This is a genomic window from Pseudomonas sp. SGAir0191 (assembly GCF_002812565.2).
Taxonomy (GTDB): Bacteria; Pseudomonadota; Gammaproteobacteria; order Pseudomonadales; family Pseudomonadaceae; genus Aquipseudomonas; species Aquipseudomonas parafulva_B.
In genome coordinates, this window is sequence record NZ_CP025035.2 from 1068413 (window position 1) to 1086656 (window position 18244).

18 protein-coding genes are annotated in these 18244 nt (G+C 62.8%); 6 read left to right on the forward strand and 12 right to left on the reverse strand.

The window, feature by feature from the left end; all coding sequences use genetic code 11:
- Positions 1–2: 2 nt before the first annotated feature.
- The 9 genes from CWR53_RS04825 to CWR53_RS04865 all read right to left on the reverse strand — a co-directional run bounded on the left by CWR53_RS04825 (position 3) and on the right by CWR53_RS04865 (position 9963).
- On the reverse strand, positions 3–1100 hold the full coding sequence (locus CWR53_RS04825) for a DUF1513 domain-containing protein (protein WP_100850938.1): 1098 nt from the start codon (positions 1098–1100) through the stop codon (positions 3–5).
- A 2-nt stretch (positions 1101–1102) separates the two neighbouring features.
- A complete protein-coding gene (locus CWR53_RS04830) occupies positions 1103–2167 on the reverse strand; it encodes an imelysin family protein (protein WP_100850939.1) in 1065 nt (354 codons plus the stop codon).
- 19 nt (positions 2168–2186) lie between these two features.
- Positions 2187–3614 carry a di-heme oxidoredictase family protein gene (locus CWR53_RS04835; protein ID WP_100850940.1) on the reverse strand — a complete coding sequence of 476 codons (1428 nt, stop codon included), beginning with the start codon at positions 3612–3614 and terminating at the stop codon, positions 2187–2189.
- Between the two features lie 107 nt (positions 3615–3721).
- Positions 3722–4108 (reverse strand): hypothetical protein, encoded by a 387-nt coding sequence (locus CWR53_RS04840; protein WP_100850941.1) that lies wholly within the window; start codon positions 4106–4108, stop codon positions 3722–3724.
- 12 nt (positions 4109–4120) lie between these two features.
- Positions 4121–4603, reverse strand: coding sequence for a hypothetical protein (locus CWR53_RS04845; RefSeq protein ID WP_058603271.1), 483 nt, complete (start codon positions 4601–4603; stop codon positions 4121–4123).
- A 135-nt stretch (positions 4604–4738) separates the two neighbouring features.
- Positions 4739–6076, reverse strand: a complete 1338-nt coding sequence (locus tag CWR53_RS04850) for an imelysin family protein (protein ID WP_058603270.1) — start codon at positions 6074–6076, stop codon at positions 4739–4741.
- A gap of 151 nt (positions 6077–6227) precedes the next feature.
- Entirely contained in the window at positions 6228–8282 is a 2055-nt protein-coding gene (locus CWR53_RS04855; RefSeq protein WP_167338512.1) for a bifunctional diguanylate cyclase/phosphodiesterase, read from the reverse strand.
- A 234-nt stretch (positions 8283–8516) separates the two neighbouring features.
- Positions 8517–9113 carry a superoxide dismutase gene (locus CWR53_RS04860; protein WP_023534404.1) on the reverse strand — a complete coding sequence of 199 codons (597 nt, stop codon included), beginning with the start codon at positions 9111–9113 and terminating at the stop codon, positions 8517–8519.
- Positions 9114–9363: 250 nt separating this feature from the next.
- Positions 9364–9963: a LysE/ArgO family amino acid transporter gene (locus CWR53_RS04865; RefSeq protein ID WP_058603268.1), complete on the reverse strand. Its 600-nt coding sequence runs from the start codon at positions 9961–9963 to the stop codon at positions 9364–9366.
- Positions 9964–10054: 91 nt separating this feature from the next.
- On the opposite strand from CWR53_RS04865, the gene CWR53_RS04870 reads away from it, so the two are divergent.
- From CWR53_RS04870 to CWR53_RS04880, 3 genes are all read left to right on the forward strand, one after another.
- Entirely contained in the window at positions 10055–10945 is an 891-nt protein-coding gene (locus CWR53_RS04870; protein WP_058603267.1) for a LysR family transcriptional regulator ArgP, read from the forward strand.
- A gap of 50 nt (positions 10946–10995) precedes the next feature.
- A complete protein-coding gene (locus CWR53_RS04875; protein WP_058603266.1) occupies positions 10996–11991 on the forward strand; it encodes an NAD(P)-dependent oxidoreductase in 996 nt (331 codons plus the stop codon).
- 84 nt (positions 11992–12075) lie between these two features.
- Positions 12076–12906 (forward strand): hypothetical protein, encoded by an 831-nt coding sequence (locus CWR53_RS04880; protein ID WP_058603265.1) that lies wholly within the window; start codon positions 12076–12078, stop codon positions 12904–12906.
- A gap of 42 nt (positions 12907–12948) precedes the next feature.
- Here the strand turns inward: CWR53_RS04880 and CWR53_RS04885 are convergent, their stop codons facing one another.
- On the reverse strand, positions 12949–13998 hold the full coding sequence (locus CWR53_RS04885; RefSeq protein ID WP_058603264.1) for an alkene reductase: 1050 nt from the start codon (positions 13996–13998) through the stop codon (positions 12949–12951).
- 113 nt (positions 13999–14111) lie between these two features.
- On the opposite strand from CWR53_RS04885, the gene CWR53_RS04890 reads away from it, so the two are divergent.
- Positions 14112–14708: an ACP phosphodiesterase gene (locus tag CWR53_RS04890; RefSeq protein ID WP_058603263.1), complete on the forward strand. Its 597-nt coding sequence runs from the start codon at positions 14112–14114 to the stop codon at positions 14706–14708.
- A gap of 36 nt (positions 14709–14744) precedes the next feature.
- On the opposite strand, the gene CWR53_RS04895 is transcribed toward CWR53_RS04890, so the two are convergent.
- Both CWR53_RS04895 and CWR53_RS04900 read right to left on the reverse strand, forming a co-directional pair.
- Positions 14745–15536, reverse strand: a complete 792-nt coding sequence (locus CWR53_RS04895; protein ID WP_058603262.1) for a 1-acyl-sn-glycerol-3-phosphate acyltransferase — start codon at positions 15534–15536, stop codon at positions 14745–14747.
- Positions 15533–16288, reverse strand: a complete 756-nt coding sequence (locus tag CWR53_RS04900; protein WP_058603261.1) for a GNAT family N-acetyltransferase — start codon at positions 16286–16288, stop codon at positions 15533–15535. The genes CWR53_RS04895 and CWR53_RS04900 overlap by 4 nt, the downstream gene beginning before the upstream one ends.
- Positions 16289–16494: 206 nt before the next feature.
- Between CWR53_RS04900 and CWR53_RS04905 the strand changes: the two genes are divergently transcribed.
- Both CWR53_RS04905 and CWR53_RS04910 read left to right on the forward strand, forming a co-directional pair.
- Positions 16495–17076: a YceI family protein gene (locus CWR53_RS04905; protein WP_058603260.1), complete on the forward strand. Its 582-nt coding sequence runs from the start codon at positions 16495–16497 to the stop codon at positions 17074–17076.
- Position 17077: 1 nt separating this feature from the next.
- The gene (locus CWR53_RS04910; RefSeq protein WP_058603259.1) at positions 17078–18235 is read left to right on the forward strand and encodes a phosphatidylserine/phosphatidylglycerophosphate/cardiolipin synthase family protein; all 1158 of its coding nucleotides are present in this window, start codon (positions 17078–17080) and stop codon (positions 18233–18235) included.
- The last annotated feature ends 9 nt before the right edge of the window (positions 18236–18244 follow it).

An 18244-nucleotide genomic window follows, 5' to 3' on the forward strand; every position in this document is an offset into this window, starting at 1 on the left:
TTTCAGATCACGTGCAGGTGATTATCCCAGAAGCCTGAAGGCAGGTTCAGGGACTGGCCGACGAGCTGGTGCTTGCGGCAATCATAGAACCGGCAGCGGCCTTGGCCCGATGTCACCACGAACCCGTCCTTCACCGCGCCAACGCCGGCACAGTCGGGCATGGGCGCATCCAGACGAACCGCGCCGCTGTCCAGGTCCCAGACGAACAGGCGATTGGCCCGTGGTGCTGTCAGTGCCACCAGGCGCAGTTCGTCGTGTATGGCCACGCTGGCGGTGTACTGGGCCATGGCCTGTAACTGGTGGTGCGGAACTGGAAAAGCCTGGAAAGCCTGGCCTGGTCGTTTGATCGCCAGCAGCTCGGCAGTTTCCGAGGCATCCCCCATGAACTGCTGACACGCGGCAATGGTGCCATCGCGGGCTACCGCCAAGTGACGAACACTGTTCATCTGCTGGGCCAGGGTTTCCTTGCTCAACAAGGTGCCATCGCGCTGCATCAGCACCAGGCTCGGCTCCATGGCATCAAGGTTCATCTCCACTCGGCTTTCGGCCTCGGTGCGGATACCCCCGTTGGCGACCACCAGCGTTTCGCCGTCCGGCAGCCAGGCGACTTCGTGCGGGCCAATGCCGTGGGTGCTGAGCTCGCCGGTGCGCACCAGGCGCTCGTCGTCGAAACGGTAGACCCCCAGCACGCCACGGCCTGGGTCTCGGGTATCGTTTTCGGTGGTGTACAGCCACTGACCGTCCTTGTGCAGCACGGCATGACCATAGAAATGCCGGTCAGGCGGCGATACCACCGTCTGCAACAGCCTCCCGTCGCGCAGGTCGATCAGGTAGCTTTCGGTCCCTGGGCGACGAGCCACGAACAGGGCGATGGGCCGCTCCGGGTGATCGATGATGGCATGGCAACGCTGGGCCACCTGGGTGCTGAACACCTGGGTGCCGTCCAGGCGATAGCCCACGGCATAGTGCTTGCCGTCGGCGTCGTCGCGTGCCGACAGCAGCAGGGGCTCGCTGCCTTTTTTGCGCAGAAGACTCCAGCCGCCCAAGGTGAGGGCACTGAGTACAACGCTACCGAGTTTCAAGGCCTGGCGTCGCAGCATGATCAGTCACCGTCGTTGGCGTTGAAGCCCAACTGAATGTTAAGCGCCTTGGCCAATTCACCTTCATGCAGGCGGTGCACGACGTTGAGGCTGTCGTAGATCTGGTTGAGGGTCTGCTGACCTGCATCGTCGGCCAGTAGCTCGCCCAAGGTTTTCTGGTTGTCAGCCAGCAACTTCAATGAAGTGGCGTAGGCATCGTCTATCTTCTGCGCAAGCGCCTTCTGGTCGCCTGGCAGCAGCCCGCGCAGCCCTTTGTTGTCCACACCCACCCACACCGCCTGGGCTGCCTTGAGGCTGGCCTGGAGGCTATTCATGGAGTTGTGGCTACGCCAGGCTTCCGCTTGCAGGGGCTGTGGGATGCCTTTGCTTTGCCGCCCCATGGGCGCACCCAGCTTCTTCTTCAGCGAGTCCAAAGCGGTTACCTGTGCACGCAGCAGGTCGGCGATGGCTTCGTGCGAATCGGCGTAGCGCTGGTTGGGGAACTTGGTCATCTGCGAGAGCATGCCCTCGGTGCTGTTCCAGCCCTTGAGGATTTCCTCGGCCAGCCCCTTCTGGTGCTCGGCGATGGCCACCAGCATCGGGCAGTAACGAGCCTTCTGCTCGGCCGTGGCGATGTCCGGCTTGCTGTCGAACAAGATGTACTCATAGGCTGACAAACCGCGGACCACAACGCTCGCCTTGGCGAGGGAGGCCGCATCGACAGGCTTGTCCCCATTGACCAATTGCTCGACCTGACGGCCGACCAGGTTCTTCTTGTCAGGCCAGAACTGTACTTGCCATGCACGGTTGCCCTCGGCCAGCGGGCCCACCAGCAAGGGTTGCAGCTCAGCCCAGGCCTTTTGCGCATTGAGGAAATCGGCACGCGCCTTTTCCAGGGTTTCCTTGCCTTCGCAGAACGCCAGGGCGCTGGCGGCCAGCATGCGGTCGGCTTCGACCCAGCGGCTGTAGGTGGGCAGGATCACCTGCTTGGCGATGGCCGCGGAGGTGACGGCCTGCGGATCCTGCGGGGAGCAGGCGCCAAGGGCCAGGGCAGCGAGGCTGGTAAACAACAGTTTGGGTCGGAACATGGCCGGCTCCTGTGCATGTTTAAAGTGAGTTCAAAAACGCCAGCAGGGCAGCGCGCTGCTCGGCATCGAATGTAAGGACGAAATCGCGTGCTGCCTGGGCTTCGCCGCCGTGCCACAGCACCGCTTCGAGCAGGTTGCGCGCGCGTCCGTCATGCAGAAATTGCGAGTGACCGCTGACCGTTTCGCTCAGGCCGACTCCCCAGAGCGGGGCCGTGCGCCAGTCCTGGCCGTTGGCGGCAAATTCGGTTCGTTCATCGGCAAGGCCGGGGCCCATGTCATGCAGCAGCAGATCGGTATAGGGCCGGATGGTCTGGCCGGCAAGTTCCGGCTCGGCGGCATCGCTGGCGGTGGTGAACTGAGGGATATGACAACCCTGGCATCCGGCCTCATAGAACAGGTTCTTGCCTGCCAGCACCTGGGGGTTGGCCACATCCCGACGGGCCGGCACGGCCAGGTTGCGGGTATAGAAGGTGACCAGGCGCAGGATGTTGTCACTGACTTCCTTTTCGCCTGCCACGCCGTCGCCATTGGGCGCGGCGCGGCATTCGACCTGAGCCTGGGTGCAGTCGTCGTTGGGCTGCAATGTCGTCGTCAGGCCCATGTCGCCGGCGAACGCATGCGCATTCTGCTGGTTCACAGTGGGCTGGCCCGCTTTCCACCCAAAGCGGCCGACAACCGTGCGCCCCAGCGCATCGTCCCACACGCGGTTGGCGCGCCCCCGAATCCCATCGCGATTGCGGTCGTCCGGGTCTTCGTTGGCCAATACGTCAGCCTCGGGGATCGCCTCGAGCAGGCCCAGGCCGATCATCGGTGGCGCCACGCGCGCTGAAAAGCGCGTGTCCGGATGCATAGCCCCGTAGCCCAGCTGGGTGATCTGCAATGCCGGCATGCGCAGCTCGACCTGATGGCCATCCTTGAACGAGACCGTCTGCGCGGTGTAGGTCATGCGCACCTTGCCTTCAGGCGCTACGCCAGGGATGGCCATGTCCTGAAGCTGGGTGCCGTATACAGGTTCTGGTACCACCCCCAGCCGTTCGATGACCTTGGCCAGGTAGGGTTGGTCAGGTATCGACAGGCGCACGAGCATGCCGACCGCATTGCTGGCATTTGCCGCGGGTGGGTGGCCGCGCCCGTCGCGCACATGGCAGTTCTGGCAGGCGTTGGTGTTGAACAAGGGGCCCAGGCCGTCGCGCGCCGTGGTGGTGGAGGGGGCGATGACCCAAGGGTTGCGAAAGAAGCTGTTGCCTACTGCAAAGTCCAGGCGCCGCTCATGGGAGAGGTTGGCGGCGGGCAGCGAATAGGCATTGCGGTCACTGCGCAACACGGTCGTCTTGCCACCTGACAGCGCTTCGCCCGGCTCGGCCTGGGTGAAACGCGGGGCGTCGTCACAGGCGGCGAGGGCAAAGACCAGCAGCAGAGGGGCAAGTCGGGACAGCGGCAGGGACATGCAGAATCCTGGGCCTGAACGAAAATCCGGCGTGCAAGCTTATCAGGCCCAGGATCATTGAATAAGAGCAATTTGCGTTTGCTGGATGAAATCGTCGGAGCAGGTGCTCAGGCCATCAAGAGTTTGAACTGGCGGTTGACCAGGCTGACGATGAGGTTCTTGCTACCCCCTTCGCGGTTATCACCCGGGACTTCCATCACTTCCTCGCTGGCATATTCCATGGACGAGGCGGTCAGGTATTTCACCGCATCCTTGTGGGCGGGCTGCCAGTAATCCTGAAAAAGCCAGATGTTGGTCTCTGCAGCTGGCCCCAGAATCAAGCGCAGCGCTTTGTAGTTCTCTTCGGATTTACCGATCCAAGGCACCGCGAGCGAGCCGTTCCAGACGTGCTGGGCGCCAATTGCCAGGCTTTGGCTGCGGTTCTCTCCATCGATCAGTGTCAGGGTATAAGGCGTGTTGTTGGCAATGGAACGCAGGTAAGTAACGCTGGCCATGGTGTATCTCCTTTATGGGTGAGTGCTCGGACGTGGCAGGGGGCCGCTCGGGGCGCGGTATACGTAGGCCGCGAGCAATGTGATTTCATTGAAGGGCGGTTCGAGTGCGGCTGGGTCGAAGCGACCCAAAGGTTGCAGACCATGCGCGTAGGCCACGGCTTCGAATAGTCGTCGGTCGGTTTCGTTGGGGTCGTACAGGTAGACCTTGCCTAACCCTGCCAATACACGGCACATCTCCTCGGCCACCGTGTGGGTGATCGGCGCGCCCATGAGGGTGATATGGGGAACCGAATGGTCGTCGATCGGGAACTTGGGCGCGTCGTACTCGTACACCAGGATCAGGTTGGGGATCGGCCCGCCTGCAAACGGGCCGTTGGAGATACGCTGGCCGGCTTTGTTGAGGTTGTAGGCATTGTGAAATCCTGTGATCAGGTTCGTGCCTTCAATGCGCTGCACGATCCGGCCCTCTCCCCAAACATCGAGAATCTGCAGCATTGGCTGCCTCCCGTTGGCGATTGAATGATGCGTGCAGGGTGGGCGATGGGTGGCCTGCCAGGCAGCAGGAAACGGTGCCGCAGACATGAAAACGCCCGGCTCAAGGCCGGGCGTCGGGTGCCGCGCCAGATGGGATCAGAATTCGTGGTCGGCTGTGTCGGGGTTCAGGTTGTCGATGCCCAGTTTGCCGGCGGCCTGTTCGATGGCACCGGTCTGCTTGACCAGGGCTGCAATCGCATCACGCACGATCTGGTTACCGGCGGCGTTGTCGGCGGCGATCAGTTGGTCATAGTGCTCGCCTTTGAGGGCGTGGTCGACGATCACCTGGATCTTCGCTTCGGTGGCTTCCAGGTCTGCCCGCAGGGTCGCATCGGCAGCAGGGTCGGCCTTGGCCACCAGTGACGACAGGCTAGGCCCGGTCAGCTTGGTACCATCAGGGCGGGTGTACTCGCCCAGGTAGACATTGCGAATGCCCTTGGCATCGTAGAAATGCGAGTAGTGGGTGTTGTCGCTGAAGCAGTCGTGTTCGTCCTCGGGCGAGTTCGCCTCCAGGGACACCTTCATGCGCTCGCCAGCCAGCTCACCGAGCGACAGGCTGCCCATGCCGAACAGCATCTTGCGCAAGCCGTCGGTGGCAGGCTCGGCTTCGAGCTTGGCGCGATAGTTGTCCGCAACGTTCGGCGCCCAGTTGGCCACCATCTCGTCAAGGTCGGCGACCAGAAGGTCGGTGACAGCCTTGAGGTAGGCGCGGCGGCGGTCGTTGTGGCCACCCGTGGCGCCCTCGCCTTCGAGGTAGTCCGACGCCGGACGATTACCCGCACCTGGGCCGGTACCGTTCAGGTCCTGGCCCCACAGCAGGAATTCGATGGCGTGGTAGCCGGTGGCGACGTTGGCTTCGGAGCCGCCCAGCTCGTTGAGGCTGGCCAACTTCTCGGGGGTGATGTCCTTGACGTCGATTTTCTCTTCGCCCACCTGGATCTCGGTGTTGGCGATGATGTTGGCGCTGGCTGCCGGGTTACCCAGGGCGTGCTCGTAGCTGGCGTCTACGTAGTCGATCAGGCCTTCGTCAAGGGGCCAGGCGTTCACCTGGCCTTCCCAGTCGTCGATGATGGTGTTGCCGAAGCGGAACACTTCGCTTTGCAGGTAGGGCACGCGCGCAGCGACCCAGGCGTCCCTGGCGGCCTTGAGCGTCTGATCGTTGGGCGTGGCGAGGAATGCGTCGACGGCGGCCTGCAGGGTCTTGGCGGTGCTCAGCGAGTCGCTGTACACGGCATGGACCATCTCGGCGTAGTGCTTGACCACGGCCTTGGCAGCGGCTTCGTCGACAGCCCCTGGCGTTGCTGCAGGGGTGCTGGCGGCAGCGGGAGCCTGGGCTTGCGGCGCGGCGGCCTTGTCGTCCTTGCCTTCACCGCAACCGGCGAGAGCGATGGCAATGGCCAGCAGACTGGCAGAGGCCAGGGGCATTCGAATCATTGTTGGTTTCCTGCGTCGTGTGGTTGGACCGTGGGTGAATCGTGCGCGATGGCACGCTGAACCGACACATCATGCGAAAGATTTGCATTTGCTGTAAAGGGTCCAGCCTGCGATTCATGTAAAAGCAGGTCACGGCGTGTCACCTGTGCATTCAGAGCACGGAAACCTGATTACGCTGGGCCTGCCTGAGGAAGCTGGTCAGTTCCCGGGCCGACAGCGGCTTGCTGTAGTGGTAGCCCTGGCCCTCGTGGCAGCCTTGGGCAATGATGTAGGCTTCCTGTTCGGCGGTTTCCACGCCTTCGGCAATGACCTGCATGCCCAGGCTTTTGCCCAACTGAATGATGGCGCGCACGATGGTCGCGTCATCGTCGTCATCGAGCAGGTCCTGCACGAAGCTCTTGTCGATCTTGATCTTGTCCAAGGGCAAGGACTTGAGGTAGCTCAAAGACGAGTACCCGGTACCGAAGTCGTCGATGGCGATCAGGGCGCCCGAACGCCGCAGGCTCAGCAAGTGCTGGGCCGCAGTACTGATGTCCTCCATCAGGCCGGTTTCGGTCACCTCCAGTTCCAGGCTGCGCGGAGGCAGGCGATAGGCCTGAAGCAAATTGTTCACCACCCGCGGCAGTTCGCTGTGGTGAAGTTGCACGGTGGACAGGTTGACCGCCATGCGCAGCTCGCTGAAGCCCAGATCGTGCCATTCGCGCAACTGCCGGCAGGCCTGATCCAGCACCCACTCGCCGATCCCGATGATGCTGCCGTTCTGCTCGGCCAGCGGTATGAACTGATCGGGCGGCACCATGCCCAGTTCCGGATGCTGCCAGCGCAGCAACGCCTCGACACCTACAACGCGATGATCGCGATAGCTGATCTGGGGTTGGTAGACCAGGTACAGCTGGTTGCGTGGCAGGGCCTCACGCAGGTCCTTTTCCAGTTCGCGGCGTCGACGCATCTCAGTGTCCACGCTGGCGATGTAGAACTGGTAGCGATTGCGTGAACGCGCCTTGGCCAAGGTCATGGTCTGCTCGGCTTTTTGCAGGAGCTTCTCGGTGCTGTCGCCGTCTTCTGGGAACAGGGTGATGCCAATGGTGGCGCGCAAGCGGATCTGCTGGTGGTGGTCCAGGTCGAAGGGCACCTCCAGATCATCGAGGATGCTTTGTGCAAGCTCTGCCGCTTCGTAGGGCTGTTCGATGTTGGCCTGCACCAGGGCGAACTGGTCGCCCCCCAGCCGCGCCAGCGCGCCCAAGCGTCCGCTGTGGGCCCTCAGGCGATCGGCCAGGGCCAGCAGCAGCTGATCGCCTACCTGATAGGTGAACTGCTCGTTGATGCCCTTGAAGTCGTCAAGGCCTACACAGAGCACGGCCACCCGATGTTGCAGGCGCCCACCGTCCACCAGGATCTTGTCCAGTTGCTGCTGCAGTTGCTGGCGATTGGGCAGGCCGGTGAGGAAGTCGTACTGGGCCATGCGCTGCAGACTGTTCTCGGCCTCATGGCGCAGGTGGGTATTGCGTTCGATCGATGCCAGCAACTGGTTGGCGGTGTTCACCCAAAGGCCGAGCTCGTTCTTCTCATGGCCCTTTATCAGTGGGATCTGATGCTGGCTGGGGCGGTCTGGATTGATCTGGGTGAGGTGTTCGATGATTTTGGAGAGTGGCTTGGTCAACAGCCAGTGGTAGACCAGGTACAGCACCAGCCCCATGGCAAGCGCCCGAAGCACGCCGGAGATGAAGATGATCACGGCGTTGATCAGAAAATCTTCGCCATAGGCGGCTGTGTCGAGGGTAATGTTGAGGTCGCCGTAATATTCACTGTAGGGCCCCCGGCCTACCAGCTGCGTGGTGTAGGTACGCTCCTGGCCAAGAATCAGATCGGTGAGCCAGCGCAGGGGCATGTCCTGCAACGGCCTGGACTTTTCTGCCAGCATGGTTTCGTTGGGGTGACCGATGGAGGCCATTCGCACCGACTCGTCCTGAAACAGACCTTCCATGACCTGCATGCCCATTTCACGGTCCAGGCTGTAGACCGCCTGTGTAGAAGGATCGCGGAACATGTCGAGGATGCGCTGGGCGTCATTGTTGACGGCCTGGCGGGTCTTGTAGGTGTCATAGACGATTTGCGCACAGCTGAGCACGACGCCGACCGCTAGCGCCGCCAGGAGCACGACCCTGAGCAACTTGACCGACAAGCTGTTACGCAATTCCAGCTTCAATGGAGGTTCCTTAATCCATGCAAATGACATTATTTTGCCATCAATCATGACCTTTCACTACGGGACGGTCATTAGCAGTGTATCGGTTGAAGCCCTGGGTAACTTGAGTGGGCGTCGTCAAGAAACCGGAAATTTGATGTTAGCGTGCTATGCCCGCTGAGCAAGTGCGGCATCGTCCAGTAGCAGGCATGAAAAAGCCCGGCACGTGGCCGGGCTTCAAGAACAGTGCTGGACTCAGGCCTTGAAGGTCTTGCCTTCGAACTGCTCAGCCACGAAGGCCCAGTTGACCAGGTTCCAGAACGCCTCGACATACTTTGGACGCAGGTTGCGGTAGTCGATGTAGTAGGCGTGTTCCCAGACATCGCAGGTCAGCAGCGGGGTATCGCCGCTGGTCAGCGGGTTGCCGGCACCGATGGTGCTGGCCAGCGCCAGGGAACCATCCGCTTTCTTGACCAGCCAGCCCCAGCCGGAACCGAAGGTGCCGACGGACGTCTTGGTGAACTCTTCCTTGAACTTGTCGAAGGAACCGAACGCGGTGTTGATGGCTTCTGCCAGGGCGCCGGTCGGCTGGCCGCCGCCGTTTGGCGACAGGCAGTTCCAGTAGAAGGTGTGGTTCCACACTTGAGCGGCGTTGTTGAAGATGCCACCCGACGAAGAGGTGACGATCTCTTCCAGGGTCTTGCCTTCGAATTCGGTGCCCGGTACCAGGTTGTTCAGGTTCACGACATAGGTGTTGTGGTGCTTGTCGTGGTGATACTCCAGGGTTTCCTTGGAGATGTGCGGCTGCAGGGCATCGTGGGCGTAGGGCAGCGGCGGCAATTCAAAAGCCATGGTAGATCTCCTGATTCAGGTCTAGTTCGCGGTTTGCGCAGGGCCGATCACGGGCGGCCCTATGTGCGTCGGCGAGTTTGTACTCTTTGCGACGCAAGGGCTGGATCATAGCACCAAGCCTTGGCGCATAACCACGCAACAAACATAGGGATTAGAGGTTCCAGGTGCCTTGGCGGGCAGCGACCGGTGGCGGTCGTTTCCAGGCAGGACGGGCAGGGACGTCACGCGCTGGCACCCTGGGCTCGAATGATCAGTTGAAGATCAGTTGCGCTGCCACGGCAAACATCATCACGGCCACCATCAGGTCCAGCAGACGCCAGGTGCCTGGCCGTGCCAGCCAGGGAGCCAACCATGCCGCCCCGATCGCCAGGGTCGAGAACCATAGCAGCGAGGCGCTGGCAGCCCCCGCCACGTAGGCCCCTGGCGCCGTCTGCTGGGCCCCGAGCGAGCCGATCAGCAGCACAGTGTCAAGATAGACGTGGGGGTTGAGCAAGGTGACCGCCAGGGCACTGAGCAGCACGGCCCGCCGTGAACGCATGCCCTGGCCCTGCTGGTGCTGCAGGCTCTGGTCGGAGAAGGCACTGCGCAGGGCTTTGATCCCGTACCAGATAAGGAATACCGCGCCCCCCCAGCGGGCAACGCTCAGCAGCGTCGGATTATGGGCCAAGGCCGTGGCAAGACCGAACACACCTGCGGCGACCAACAGGGCATCACACAGGATGCACAGCGCCGCTACCGGCAAGTGATGCTCGCGGCGCAAGCTTTGCGCCAGAACGAATGCGTTCTGCGTGCCAATGGCCATGATCAGGCCGAGGGCGACCAGTAGGCCATTGAGATAACTCTGCCACATGGAAGACGACTCCTCGAAAGATGCTGGCCAGTGTGACAAGTTGCGGGTTATAAGAAAAATCAATAAAGCTCACCGGTCATTAGGAAAATCGATGTTCGACTACAAGTTGCTCGCGGCCCTTGCTGCCGTCGTCGAGCAAGGCGGCTTCGAGCGTGCAGCGCAGGTGCTGGGCCTGTCTCAATCGGCCGTGTCGCAGCGCATCAAGTTGCTGGAGGCGCGCGTGGGGCAGCCGGTACTGGTTCGCATTGCTCCGCCTGGCCCGACGGAGGTAGGCCGGCAATTGCTCAACCATGTGCAGCAGGTGCGCCTGCTTGAGCGCGACTTGCAGCGCCAGGTACCCGCGCTCGAAGAAGGGGGCATGCCGGAACGTCTGCGCATCGCGCTCAATGCCGATAGCCTGGCCACGTGGTGGGCCGGCGCAGTGGGGCAATTCTGTGCAGAGCACAAGGTGCTTACCGATCTGGTAGTCGAGGACCAGGAAGTAGGTCTCAAGCGCATGCGCGCCGGTGACGTGGCGGCCTGCCTGTGCGGCAGCGAACGCCCAGTGGCCGGCGCCCGCAGCCTGGCCCTGGGGGCAATGCGTTATCGGGCATTGGCCAGCCCTGCCTTCATGAAGCAGCATTTTGCCCAAGGCTTCGATGCCCGCCGCCTGGCCCGCACGCCCGCAATCGTCTACGGCCCCGACGATTTTCTACAGCACCGCTACTTGGCCTCATTAGGCATGCAGGACGGTTTTTTGCATCATTTGTGCCCCTCTTCCGAAGGCTTTTTGCGCATGACCGAAGCGGGGTTGGGATGGGGGCTGGTGCCTGAATTGCAGGCCCGCGAGCAACTGGCGAGCGGCCAATTGGTGGAAATCTGCAGCGATACCCCGATCGATGTACCGTTGTACTGGCATCATTGGCGTAACGGCGGGCAACTGCTGGCACAGCTGACCGAACACCTGCGCCACAGCGCCCACCACTGGCTGGTGCCGTTGTAGCGCCGAAGGGCGTCAAAGGCTTCTGAACATCAGGCAAGGCGGAGTGTTACATGCGAATTCTGGTCACTGGCGCGAGTGGCTTCATCGGCGGGCGTTTCGCGCGGCTGGCCCTGGAGCGGGGGCTGGATGTGCGGGTCAGTGGGCGGCGTGCCGAAGGTGTGGAGCACCTGGTGCGGCGTGGCGCGCAGTTCATCCCGGGCGACCTTGGCGACGCGGAATTGGCCCGGCGCCTGTGCCAGGGCGTCGAGACCGTGGTGCATTGCGCCGGTGCTGTGGGGCACTGGGGGCCCTATCAGACGTTCGCCCAGGGCAACGTGGTGGTCACCGAGAACGTCGTCGAAGGCTGCCTGAAGGAGCACGTACGTCGTCTTGTGCACCTGTCTTCGCCGTCGATCTACTTCAATGGCCGTTCACGCATGGCCATTGGCGAGGATCAGGTGCCCGGGCGGTTTGCCAATCACTACGCCAGGACCAAGTTCATTGCCGAACAGAAGGTTTTCGGCGCCCAGGAGTTTGGCCTCGAAGTGTTGGCGCTGCGCCCACGTTTCGTCATCGGTGCCGGCGATACGAGCCTGCTGCCGCGGCTGGTGCACCTGCAGCGCAAAGGCAGGCTGGCAATTATTGGCAACGGCTTGAACAAAGTTGACTTCACCAGTGTTCACAACCTGAACGAAGCGCTGTACAGCGCAGTGTTCGCTGACGGGCGCGCGCTTGGGCAAGCATACAACATCAGCAATGGCCAGCCCTTGCCACTATGGGACGTGATCAACTATGTCCTGCGCCAGCTTCAGCTCCCCCAGGTCACCCGCTACCGAGGCTATGGGCTGGCCTACGGCCTGGCCGCGCTCAACGAGGCGGCGTGCGCCCTGTGGCCGGGGCGGCCCGAGCCTACGCTGTCACGCCTGGCCATGCAGGTGATGAGTCGCGATTTTACCCTGGACATCAGCCGCGCCAGTCAGTACCTGGGCTACCAGCCCACCACTAGCGTATGGGCGGCATTGGACGAATTCTGCACCTGGTGGAAACACCAGCCGCCTGGCCGGTAAGCGCTCACCACGACGTCGGGCATCACCTGGCTGCGCGCGCGGTTTATAATCCCGCTTATTTGCAACCTCTGTGGTGGGATGCTCATGCGCTTTGATGCTCGCGATGATTTCGATGATGTACCGGCCTTGCGCGCAGGGACGCCGGATGACGACGATGAGTTGCTTGCGGCCCATGTCCCGCGCAGTCGCCGTCAAGCGACCAGGCCACCGAGCACCGGCCCGTTGTGGGCGATGCTGGTGGCCGCGTTCATCGCCCTGGGTTGTCTAGGGTGGTGGAGCTATCGGCAGATCTCCCTGATGGAGCAGCAACTGGTCGCCACCCAGGAGAGCTTCGCGCGCATCAGCGAAGACGCGGCAGGGCGATTGCAGGCGATCAGCGGCAAGGTCGAAGCCAGCGCCTCGTCCAGCAACAGTGGCAGTGAAGCCCTCAAACAGCAGATCAGCCAGTTGCAGGCCAGTCTGGCCGAACAGGGCAAGCAGCAGGCGGGCGTGGCGGGCCAGGCCGGGGACCTTGGCAAGCGCCTGGAGCAGGTCCTGGCCGACACCCGTGAACAGCAGAGGGCGGTGACCGAACTGCAAACGCAGTTGCAGGCGCAGTTGAAGGCGGTGAACGGCGAGTTGGCAGCGCTCAAGTCGGGCCAGGTCGATGGGGGCAAGCTCGACTGGCAACTCAAGAGCCTGAGCGAGGAAGTGGCGGCACTGAAAAAACAAGGTAACCCCAATGCCGCCATCGAAAGCCTGGAGCAGGATGTGCTGGTGCTCAAAAGCCAGCTGGACAATCGCCCCAACACCACGGCCGGCGGTGGCGCATCGGTGCAGGAGTTTGACGCGTTTCGTGGTCAGATGACCCGTAACCTGAACAACGTCCAGAGCCAGTTGCAGAACCTGCAACAGCAGATCAACGCCAGGCCGTGACCGGGAACGACAGGGGCCGGGTCCTGGCCCCTGTCTCAGGCCTTACAGGCGTGGGTAATCGATGTAACCCACCGGACCTTGGCCATAGAACGTTTCCGGGTGAGCTTCGTTCAATGGCGCATCGCCAGCCAGACGTGCAGGCAGGTCCGGGTTGGCGATGAACGGCACGCCAAAGGCCACGGCGTCAGCCTTGCCATCGGCCAAGGCCGCATTGGCACTGGCCTTGTCGAAACCTTCGTTGACGATATAGACGCCGCCAAATGCTGCTTTGAGTGCAGGGCCAAGGCTGTCGTCGCGCTCACGTTCCCGTGAGCAGATGAAGGCAATGCCCCGCTTGCCCAACTCCCGCGCCACATACGTGAAGGTCTGGGCACGGTCGGCATCGCCCATGTCGTGGGCATCGGCGCGCGGCGCCAGGTGCATCCCGACGCGCTGCGCTCCCCATACCTGGACTACGGCGTCGGTGATCTCCAGCAGCAGGCGGGCCCGATTTTCCAGCGAGCCGCCGTACGCGTCAGTACGCTGGTTGGTGCTGCTTTGCAGGAACTGGTCGAGCAGATAGCCGTTGGCGCCATGAATCTCGACGCCGTCAAAGCCTGCGGCCTTGGCGTTTTCGGCGCCCGTGCGGAAGGCCTCGACGATGTCGCTGATCTCTTCGGTATCCAGCGCCCGAGGCGTGGGGTAGTCGCTGAGCGGGCGAACCAGACTCACGTGCCCCTTGGGTTGGATGGCGCTGGGTGAGACCGGTAACTGGCCATCGAGGTAGCGTGGATGGGAAATGCGGCCCACATGCCACAGCTGCAAGAAGATTCGGCCGCCAGCGGCATGCACGGCATTGGTGACGTTGGTCCAGCCCCTGACCTGTTCAGCGCTCCATATGCCCGGCGTGTCCGGGTAGCCCACGCCCATGGGGCTGACCGAGGTCGCCTCGCTGATGATCAGGCCGGCACTGGCACGTTGCACATAGTATTCGGCCATCAGTGCGTTCGGCACGCGGCCGGCGTCTGCGCGGCAGCGGGTGAGTGGGGCCATGATGATGCGATTGGGCAGTTCCAGGTCGCCCAGGGTGATTGGATCGAATAGCGTGGTCATGACGGATACCTGAGAGTCAAAGGGAGTCGCAAAGCTTTAAGTGTTCCGAACAGATAGCCAGACGGTATATCGCTCGGCGGCGATGCATTCCAGGCAAGTGATAGACTGGCGCCATGAATTATCTTGCACACCTTCACCTTGGGGGACCAGCCCCACAGCAGTTGCTGGGCAGCCTCTACGGGGACTTCGTCAAAGGCTCGCTGGAAGGGCGGTTCGCGCCGCAAATCGAGGCGTCCATCCGCCTGCACCGACACATCGACAGTTTCACCGACGCACACCCTGTCGTGCTGGCCTCCCTGGCGCGTTTTACGCAGGTGCGACGCCGGTTTGCGGGGATTGCGCTGGACGTCTTCTTCGACCATTGCCTGGCGCGCCACTGGCCTGAATATGGGCACCAGCCGCTGCGTCAGTTCACCCATGGGTTCTATCAGGTGCTGTTGGCCGAGCCCGCGCTGCCGGGCCGGTTGGCCCACATCGCGCCTTCCATGGCGCAGTCTGACTGGCTGGGCTCCTATGCTGACTTCGCCACGCTGGAGCAGGTGTTCGCCGGGATCGCCCGGCGCTTGTCACGGCCTGAAGGCTTGGCAGGGGTCATGGAGGAACTTGATCGCCTGTACGTGCCGTTGCTCGATGATTTCCGCGCGTTCTACCCCCTGGTACAAGCCTTCGCTGCCAGCCATCGGGCACAGGCCGGCCCGCTCGTTGATTGACTGATCTGCTGCGTGATTGGCGCCGGGGCGCTGCGTTCAGGTGGCGGTCGCACACGGCCTGTGAAGTACCGGTGGCTCTGGTGTGCCGTAGAGCGCCTGATGGATCGAACGCTGGGCCTGGAGCGCCAGCAGCGTGCGGCCCTTGCCATGACTTGTCAGTGGATCGAGCAGGTGAATGCGCACTTGGCCGCGAGGTTGTGCCAGCAACCGCAGCAGGTGTGACACTAGATCGTCATCCCCCACGAAGGGCGCCAAGGGGTCGATCTGGCCCCGCCGCTGGTATTGGATTGCCACCGGTTGCACGGCGACGCCCTGGTCGATGGCTGCCGCCAACAGGCGCCCATGGAAGGTCCTGAGCTGGTGCCCGTCGGTGGTCGTGCCTTCGGGGAACAGCAGCAGGGGGTGGCCTGTGACCAACTGCTGGCCGATCTGCACGCGTAGCTGCTGGCCATCGCCGGCGCCGCGCCTGATGAACAGGGTGCCTGCCTGCTCGGCCAGCCACCCGGCAAGCGGCCAGTGCCGGACCTCTGCCTTGGACAGAAACGACACAGGCGCCAGCATGCCCAGCAGGGGAATATCGGTCCAGGACACATGGTTGCCGACCCACAGCATGGGCGTGCTCGGCAGCTTGCCCGTCACGCAGACTTCGAAGGGCAGTGCTGCTACCAGGCGCCGCATGAACAGCCGGGTCCAGCGTTGCCGGCGTTCGAGCGAGGTTTTGATGCCAAGGTGCATCCCGATGACAAGCAGGCTGGCCATCAGCAGCCCCAGCACCACCACCAGCAGCAGGTGAACCAGGCGCCCCACCTGCCGTAGACGGTCCCTCACACAGCGGCCTTGAAATGACGGGCGTAGCGCGGGCACAGCGCCTCGCGCTTGAGCAGGATGAACACATCGGCGACCTGGAAGTCTTCATCCCAGCACGGTTCGCCACAGACCTTGGCGCCCAGGCGCATGTAGGCCTTGAGCAAGGCCGGCATCTGGGCGCTCACGTTATCCGGCAACGTCAGCGGCGGCAGCGGATTGCGGGGTTCGGCACGCAGGTCCTGGGTGCACAGGTGGCGTTCGCGCAGGCGTTGCATGACGGCATGCGCCTGCACCCCGCCGTCCTGCATCGAGATGCTGGCGCAACCCATCAGGTAGCGATAACCGCCTTCGTTGAGTACGTCGGCCAGCTCGCTCCAGAGCGTGGCAATGGTGCCCCCGTTGCGGTACGGCGCGGCCACACAGGTACGACCCACTTCCAGGATAGGGCCCTGGAGTTGCAGCAGCCCTTGCAGGCTGAACCCCTCCTCGCTGTAGAAGCGGCCCAGGTTGCTGGCCGCCTCGTGGTCGAGCAGTCGCGTGGTGGCCACCAGCCGTCCGCTGGTGACATCGCGTACGCCGATATGGCGGCAGTGCGGGTCAAATTCGTCCTGGTCCAGGCCGTGCTCGGCACCCTTGAACCTTGCGTCGAACGCTTCGCTGAAGACCTGATAGCGCAGGGCCTGAGCCTCCTGCAACGCGGCGTGACCCATCAGGCGCTCGGCGTGCAGGCGGTGTCCGGTGCAGGTGTCGGCAACATGAGCGATTCGCGTCATTACGAGTCTCCATAAAACCAGCCATGCAAGGGTGGCCGGTAGGCTTTTATGTGCGCGTTCAGGCTAGAAACACGGGATGTCATGGCGATGAAGGTTCGATGATGCTTGCATGACCCGCCGGTTGGGCGTGGCGGCGAACGTGCTGGCGCTTGCTGTGCCAAAGACCTGCGCGGTAAGGTGAGTCGCCTGCATTTTCGAGACCCCTCATGCTCAAGTCACTCCGCCTATGGCCTGCACTGCTGCTTGCGTTGTGCCTGCCTGCACATGCCAATTGGCACCTTGACGGCGAGTCGTCTCGCCTGTCGTTCATCACCGGCACCAATGGCGAAGCGGCGCAGGTGCACCGCTTCCTGGTGCTGCATGGCACGGTGGACCGCAAGGGCGCCGCGAGCCTTCGTATCGAGATGGATTCGGTCAGCAGCGGCGTCCCGCTGCGTGATGAGCGCATGCGTGACGCGTTGTTCGACGTCGCACGGTTTGCCGAAGCGACCGTGCAGGCGCAACTGGATCTGCGCCCGATCAACGACCTGGCCAACGGTGCGCAGATCGAATTGCGCCTACCGCTGACGGTAACGCTGCACGGTCAGTCCCATCGCTACGACGCCTTGCTGTTGGCCACTCGCCTGGACGAGCGTCGGTTCCAGGTCGTCACCCTGGAGCCCCTGGTGCTGCGCGCCGAGGATTTCGGCCTGATGCCGGGGCTGCAAGCCCTGCGCAAGTTCGCCAACCTTACGGCCATCAACCCGTCCGTACCGGTCAATGCGGTACTGATCTTCACTGCGCGCTGACATGCCGGGCCCGGTCTTCCCCTGGCGGGATGGCAACCAGTTCGAGCTGCTGATCGATGGGCCACAATTCTTCCCCCGTATGCTGTCGGCCATTGAACATGCCCAGAAGCAGGTCGACCTGGAACTGTACCTGGTCGAGTCCGGGGCCTGCGCCGAGGCTGTGGTCCAGGTGCTGGAACAGACGGCCCACCGCGGGGTGCGGGTGCGCTGCCTGTTCGATTATTACGGGTCGCTGGCCTTGAGCGCCAAGCTGCGACAACGTCTGGTGGATGCCGGCGTGTATCTGCGCTGGTACAACCGGCTGCACTGGAGACGCGGGCTGCGCAATCTGTACCGCGACCATCGCAAGTTGCTGGTGGTCGACGAGCAGTGGGCGGTGGTGGGCGGTACCGGGGTTACCGATGAGTTCTGGCAACCGGGCCAGCCCAGCAGCGAATGGCACGAGGTGATGGTGCTGATGCAAGGCCCGGTGGTGAGCGACTGGCAATTGCTGTTCGATCGCCAGTGGCAGGCCAACCATCGCCGCACGGCCTGGCGCCCTGCCGAGGGCTTCGGCCTGCCGCGTCTGCCCAAGGTGCCCGCGCAAGGGCAGGGCATGGGCCGGGTGGCCTATGCCGACGCCCGCCAGCATCAGGACATCCTGCATTCGTTGGTACGTGCCCTCAACATCGGCAAGCAGCGCATTTGGCTGGCCACGCCTTACTTTCTGCCGACCTGGAGCGTGCGTCGCTCGCTGCGCCGCGCAGCTGGCAAGGGCGTCGATGTGCGGTTGCTGCTCACCGGCCCGCGCACCGATCACCCTTCGGTACGGTATGCCGGTCACCGGTACTATCCACGCCTGCTGCGCGCTGGCGTGCGTATTTTCGAGTATCAGCCGTGCTTTCTGCACCTGAAGATGGTGGTGGTGGACGATTGGGTCAGCATCGGCTCCTGCAACTTCGACCATTGGAACCTGCGCTTCAATCTGGAGGCCAATATAGAAGCGTTGGACCTGCCGCTGACGAGCGCGGTGGTCGAAAGTTTCGAACGCGATTTTGCCCTGAGCGAGGAAGTTGACCTGGCGCATTGGAACGCCAGGCCGTTCTGGCGACGGGTCAAACAGCGCATCTGGGGATGGCTGGACCGGTTGGTGGCCAACGTGCTCGACCGGCGCGACTGAGCGCAGCTA

Excerpts from the sequence above, each read along its gene's own strand:
- CWR53_RS04880 (WP_058603265.1), top strand. The coding sequence starts at position 12,076 with ATGCGCTTTGATGCTCGCGATGATTTCGATGATGTACCGGCCTTGCGC.
- CWR53_RS04845 (WP_058603271.1), bottom strand. The coding sequence starts at position 4,603 with ATGCTGCAGATTCTCGATGTTTGGGGAGAGGGCCGGATCGTGCAGCGC.
- CWR53_RS04825 (WP_100850938.1), bottom strand. The coding sequence starts at position 1,100 with ATGCTGCGACGCCAGGCCTTGAAACTCGGTAGCGTTGTACTCAGTGCC.
- CWR53_RS04910 (WP_058603259.1), top strand. The coding sequence starts at position 17,078 with ATGCCGGGCCCGGTCTTCCCCTGGCGGGATGGCAACCAGTTCGAGCTG.
- CWR53_RS04860 (WP_023534404.1), bottom strand. The coding sequence starts at position 9,113 with ATGGCTTTTGAATTGCCGCCGCTGCCCTACGCCCACGATGCCCTGCAG.
- CWR53_RS04835 (WP_100850940.1), bottom strand. The coding sequence starts at position 3,614 with ATGTCCCTGCCGCTGTCCCGACTTGCCCCTCTGCTGCTGGTCTTTGCC.
- CWR53_RS04865 (WP_058603268.1), bottom strand. The coding sequence starts at position 9,963 with ATGTGGCAGAGTTATCTCAATGGCCTACTGGTCGCCCTCGGCCTGATC.
- CWR53_RS04840 (WP_100850941.1), bottom strand. The coding sequence starts at position 4,108 with ATGGCCAGCGTTACTTACCTGCGTTCCATTGCCAACAACACGCCTTAT.
- CWR53_RS04900 (WP_058603261.1), bottom strand. The coding sequence starts at position 16,288 with ATGACGCGAATCGCTCATGTTGCCGACACCTGCACCGGACACCGCCTG.
- CWR53_RS04870 (WP_058603267.1), top strand. The coding sequence starts at position 10,055 with ATGTTCGACTACAAGTTGCTCGCGGCCCTTGCTGCCGTCGTCGAGCAA.
- CWR53_RS04875 (WP_058603266.1), top strand. The coding sequence starts at position 10,996 with ATGCGAATTCTGGTCACTGGCGCGAGTGGCTTCATCGGCGGGCGTTTC.
- CWR53_RS04830 (WP_100850939.1), bottom strand. The coding sequence starts at position 2,167 with ATGTTCCGACCCAAACTGTTGTTTACCAGCCTCGCTGCCCTGGCCCTT.
- CWR53_RS04905 (WP_058603260.1), top strand. The coding sequence starts at position 16,495 with ATGCTCAAGTCACTCCGCCTATGGCCTGCACTGCTGCTTGCGTTGTGC.
- CWR53_RS04850 (WP_058603270.1), bottom strand. The coding sequence starts at position 6,076 with ATGATTCGAATGCCCCTGGCCTCTGCCAGTCTGCTGGCCATTGCCATC.
- CWR53_RS04890 (WP_058603263.1), top strand. The coding sequence starts at position 14,112 with ATGAATTATCTTGCACACCTTCACCTTGGGGGACCAGCCCCACAGCAG.
- CWR53_RS04885 (WP_058603264.1), bottom strand. The coding sequence starts at position 13,998 with ATGACCACGCTATTCGATCCAATCACCCTGGGCGACCTGGAACTGCCC.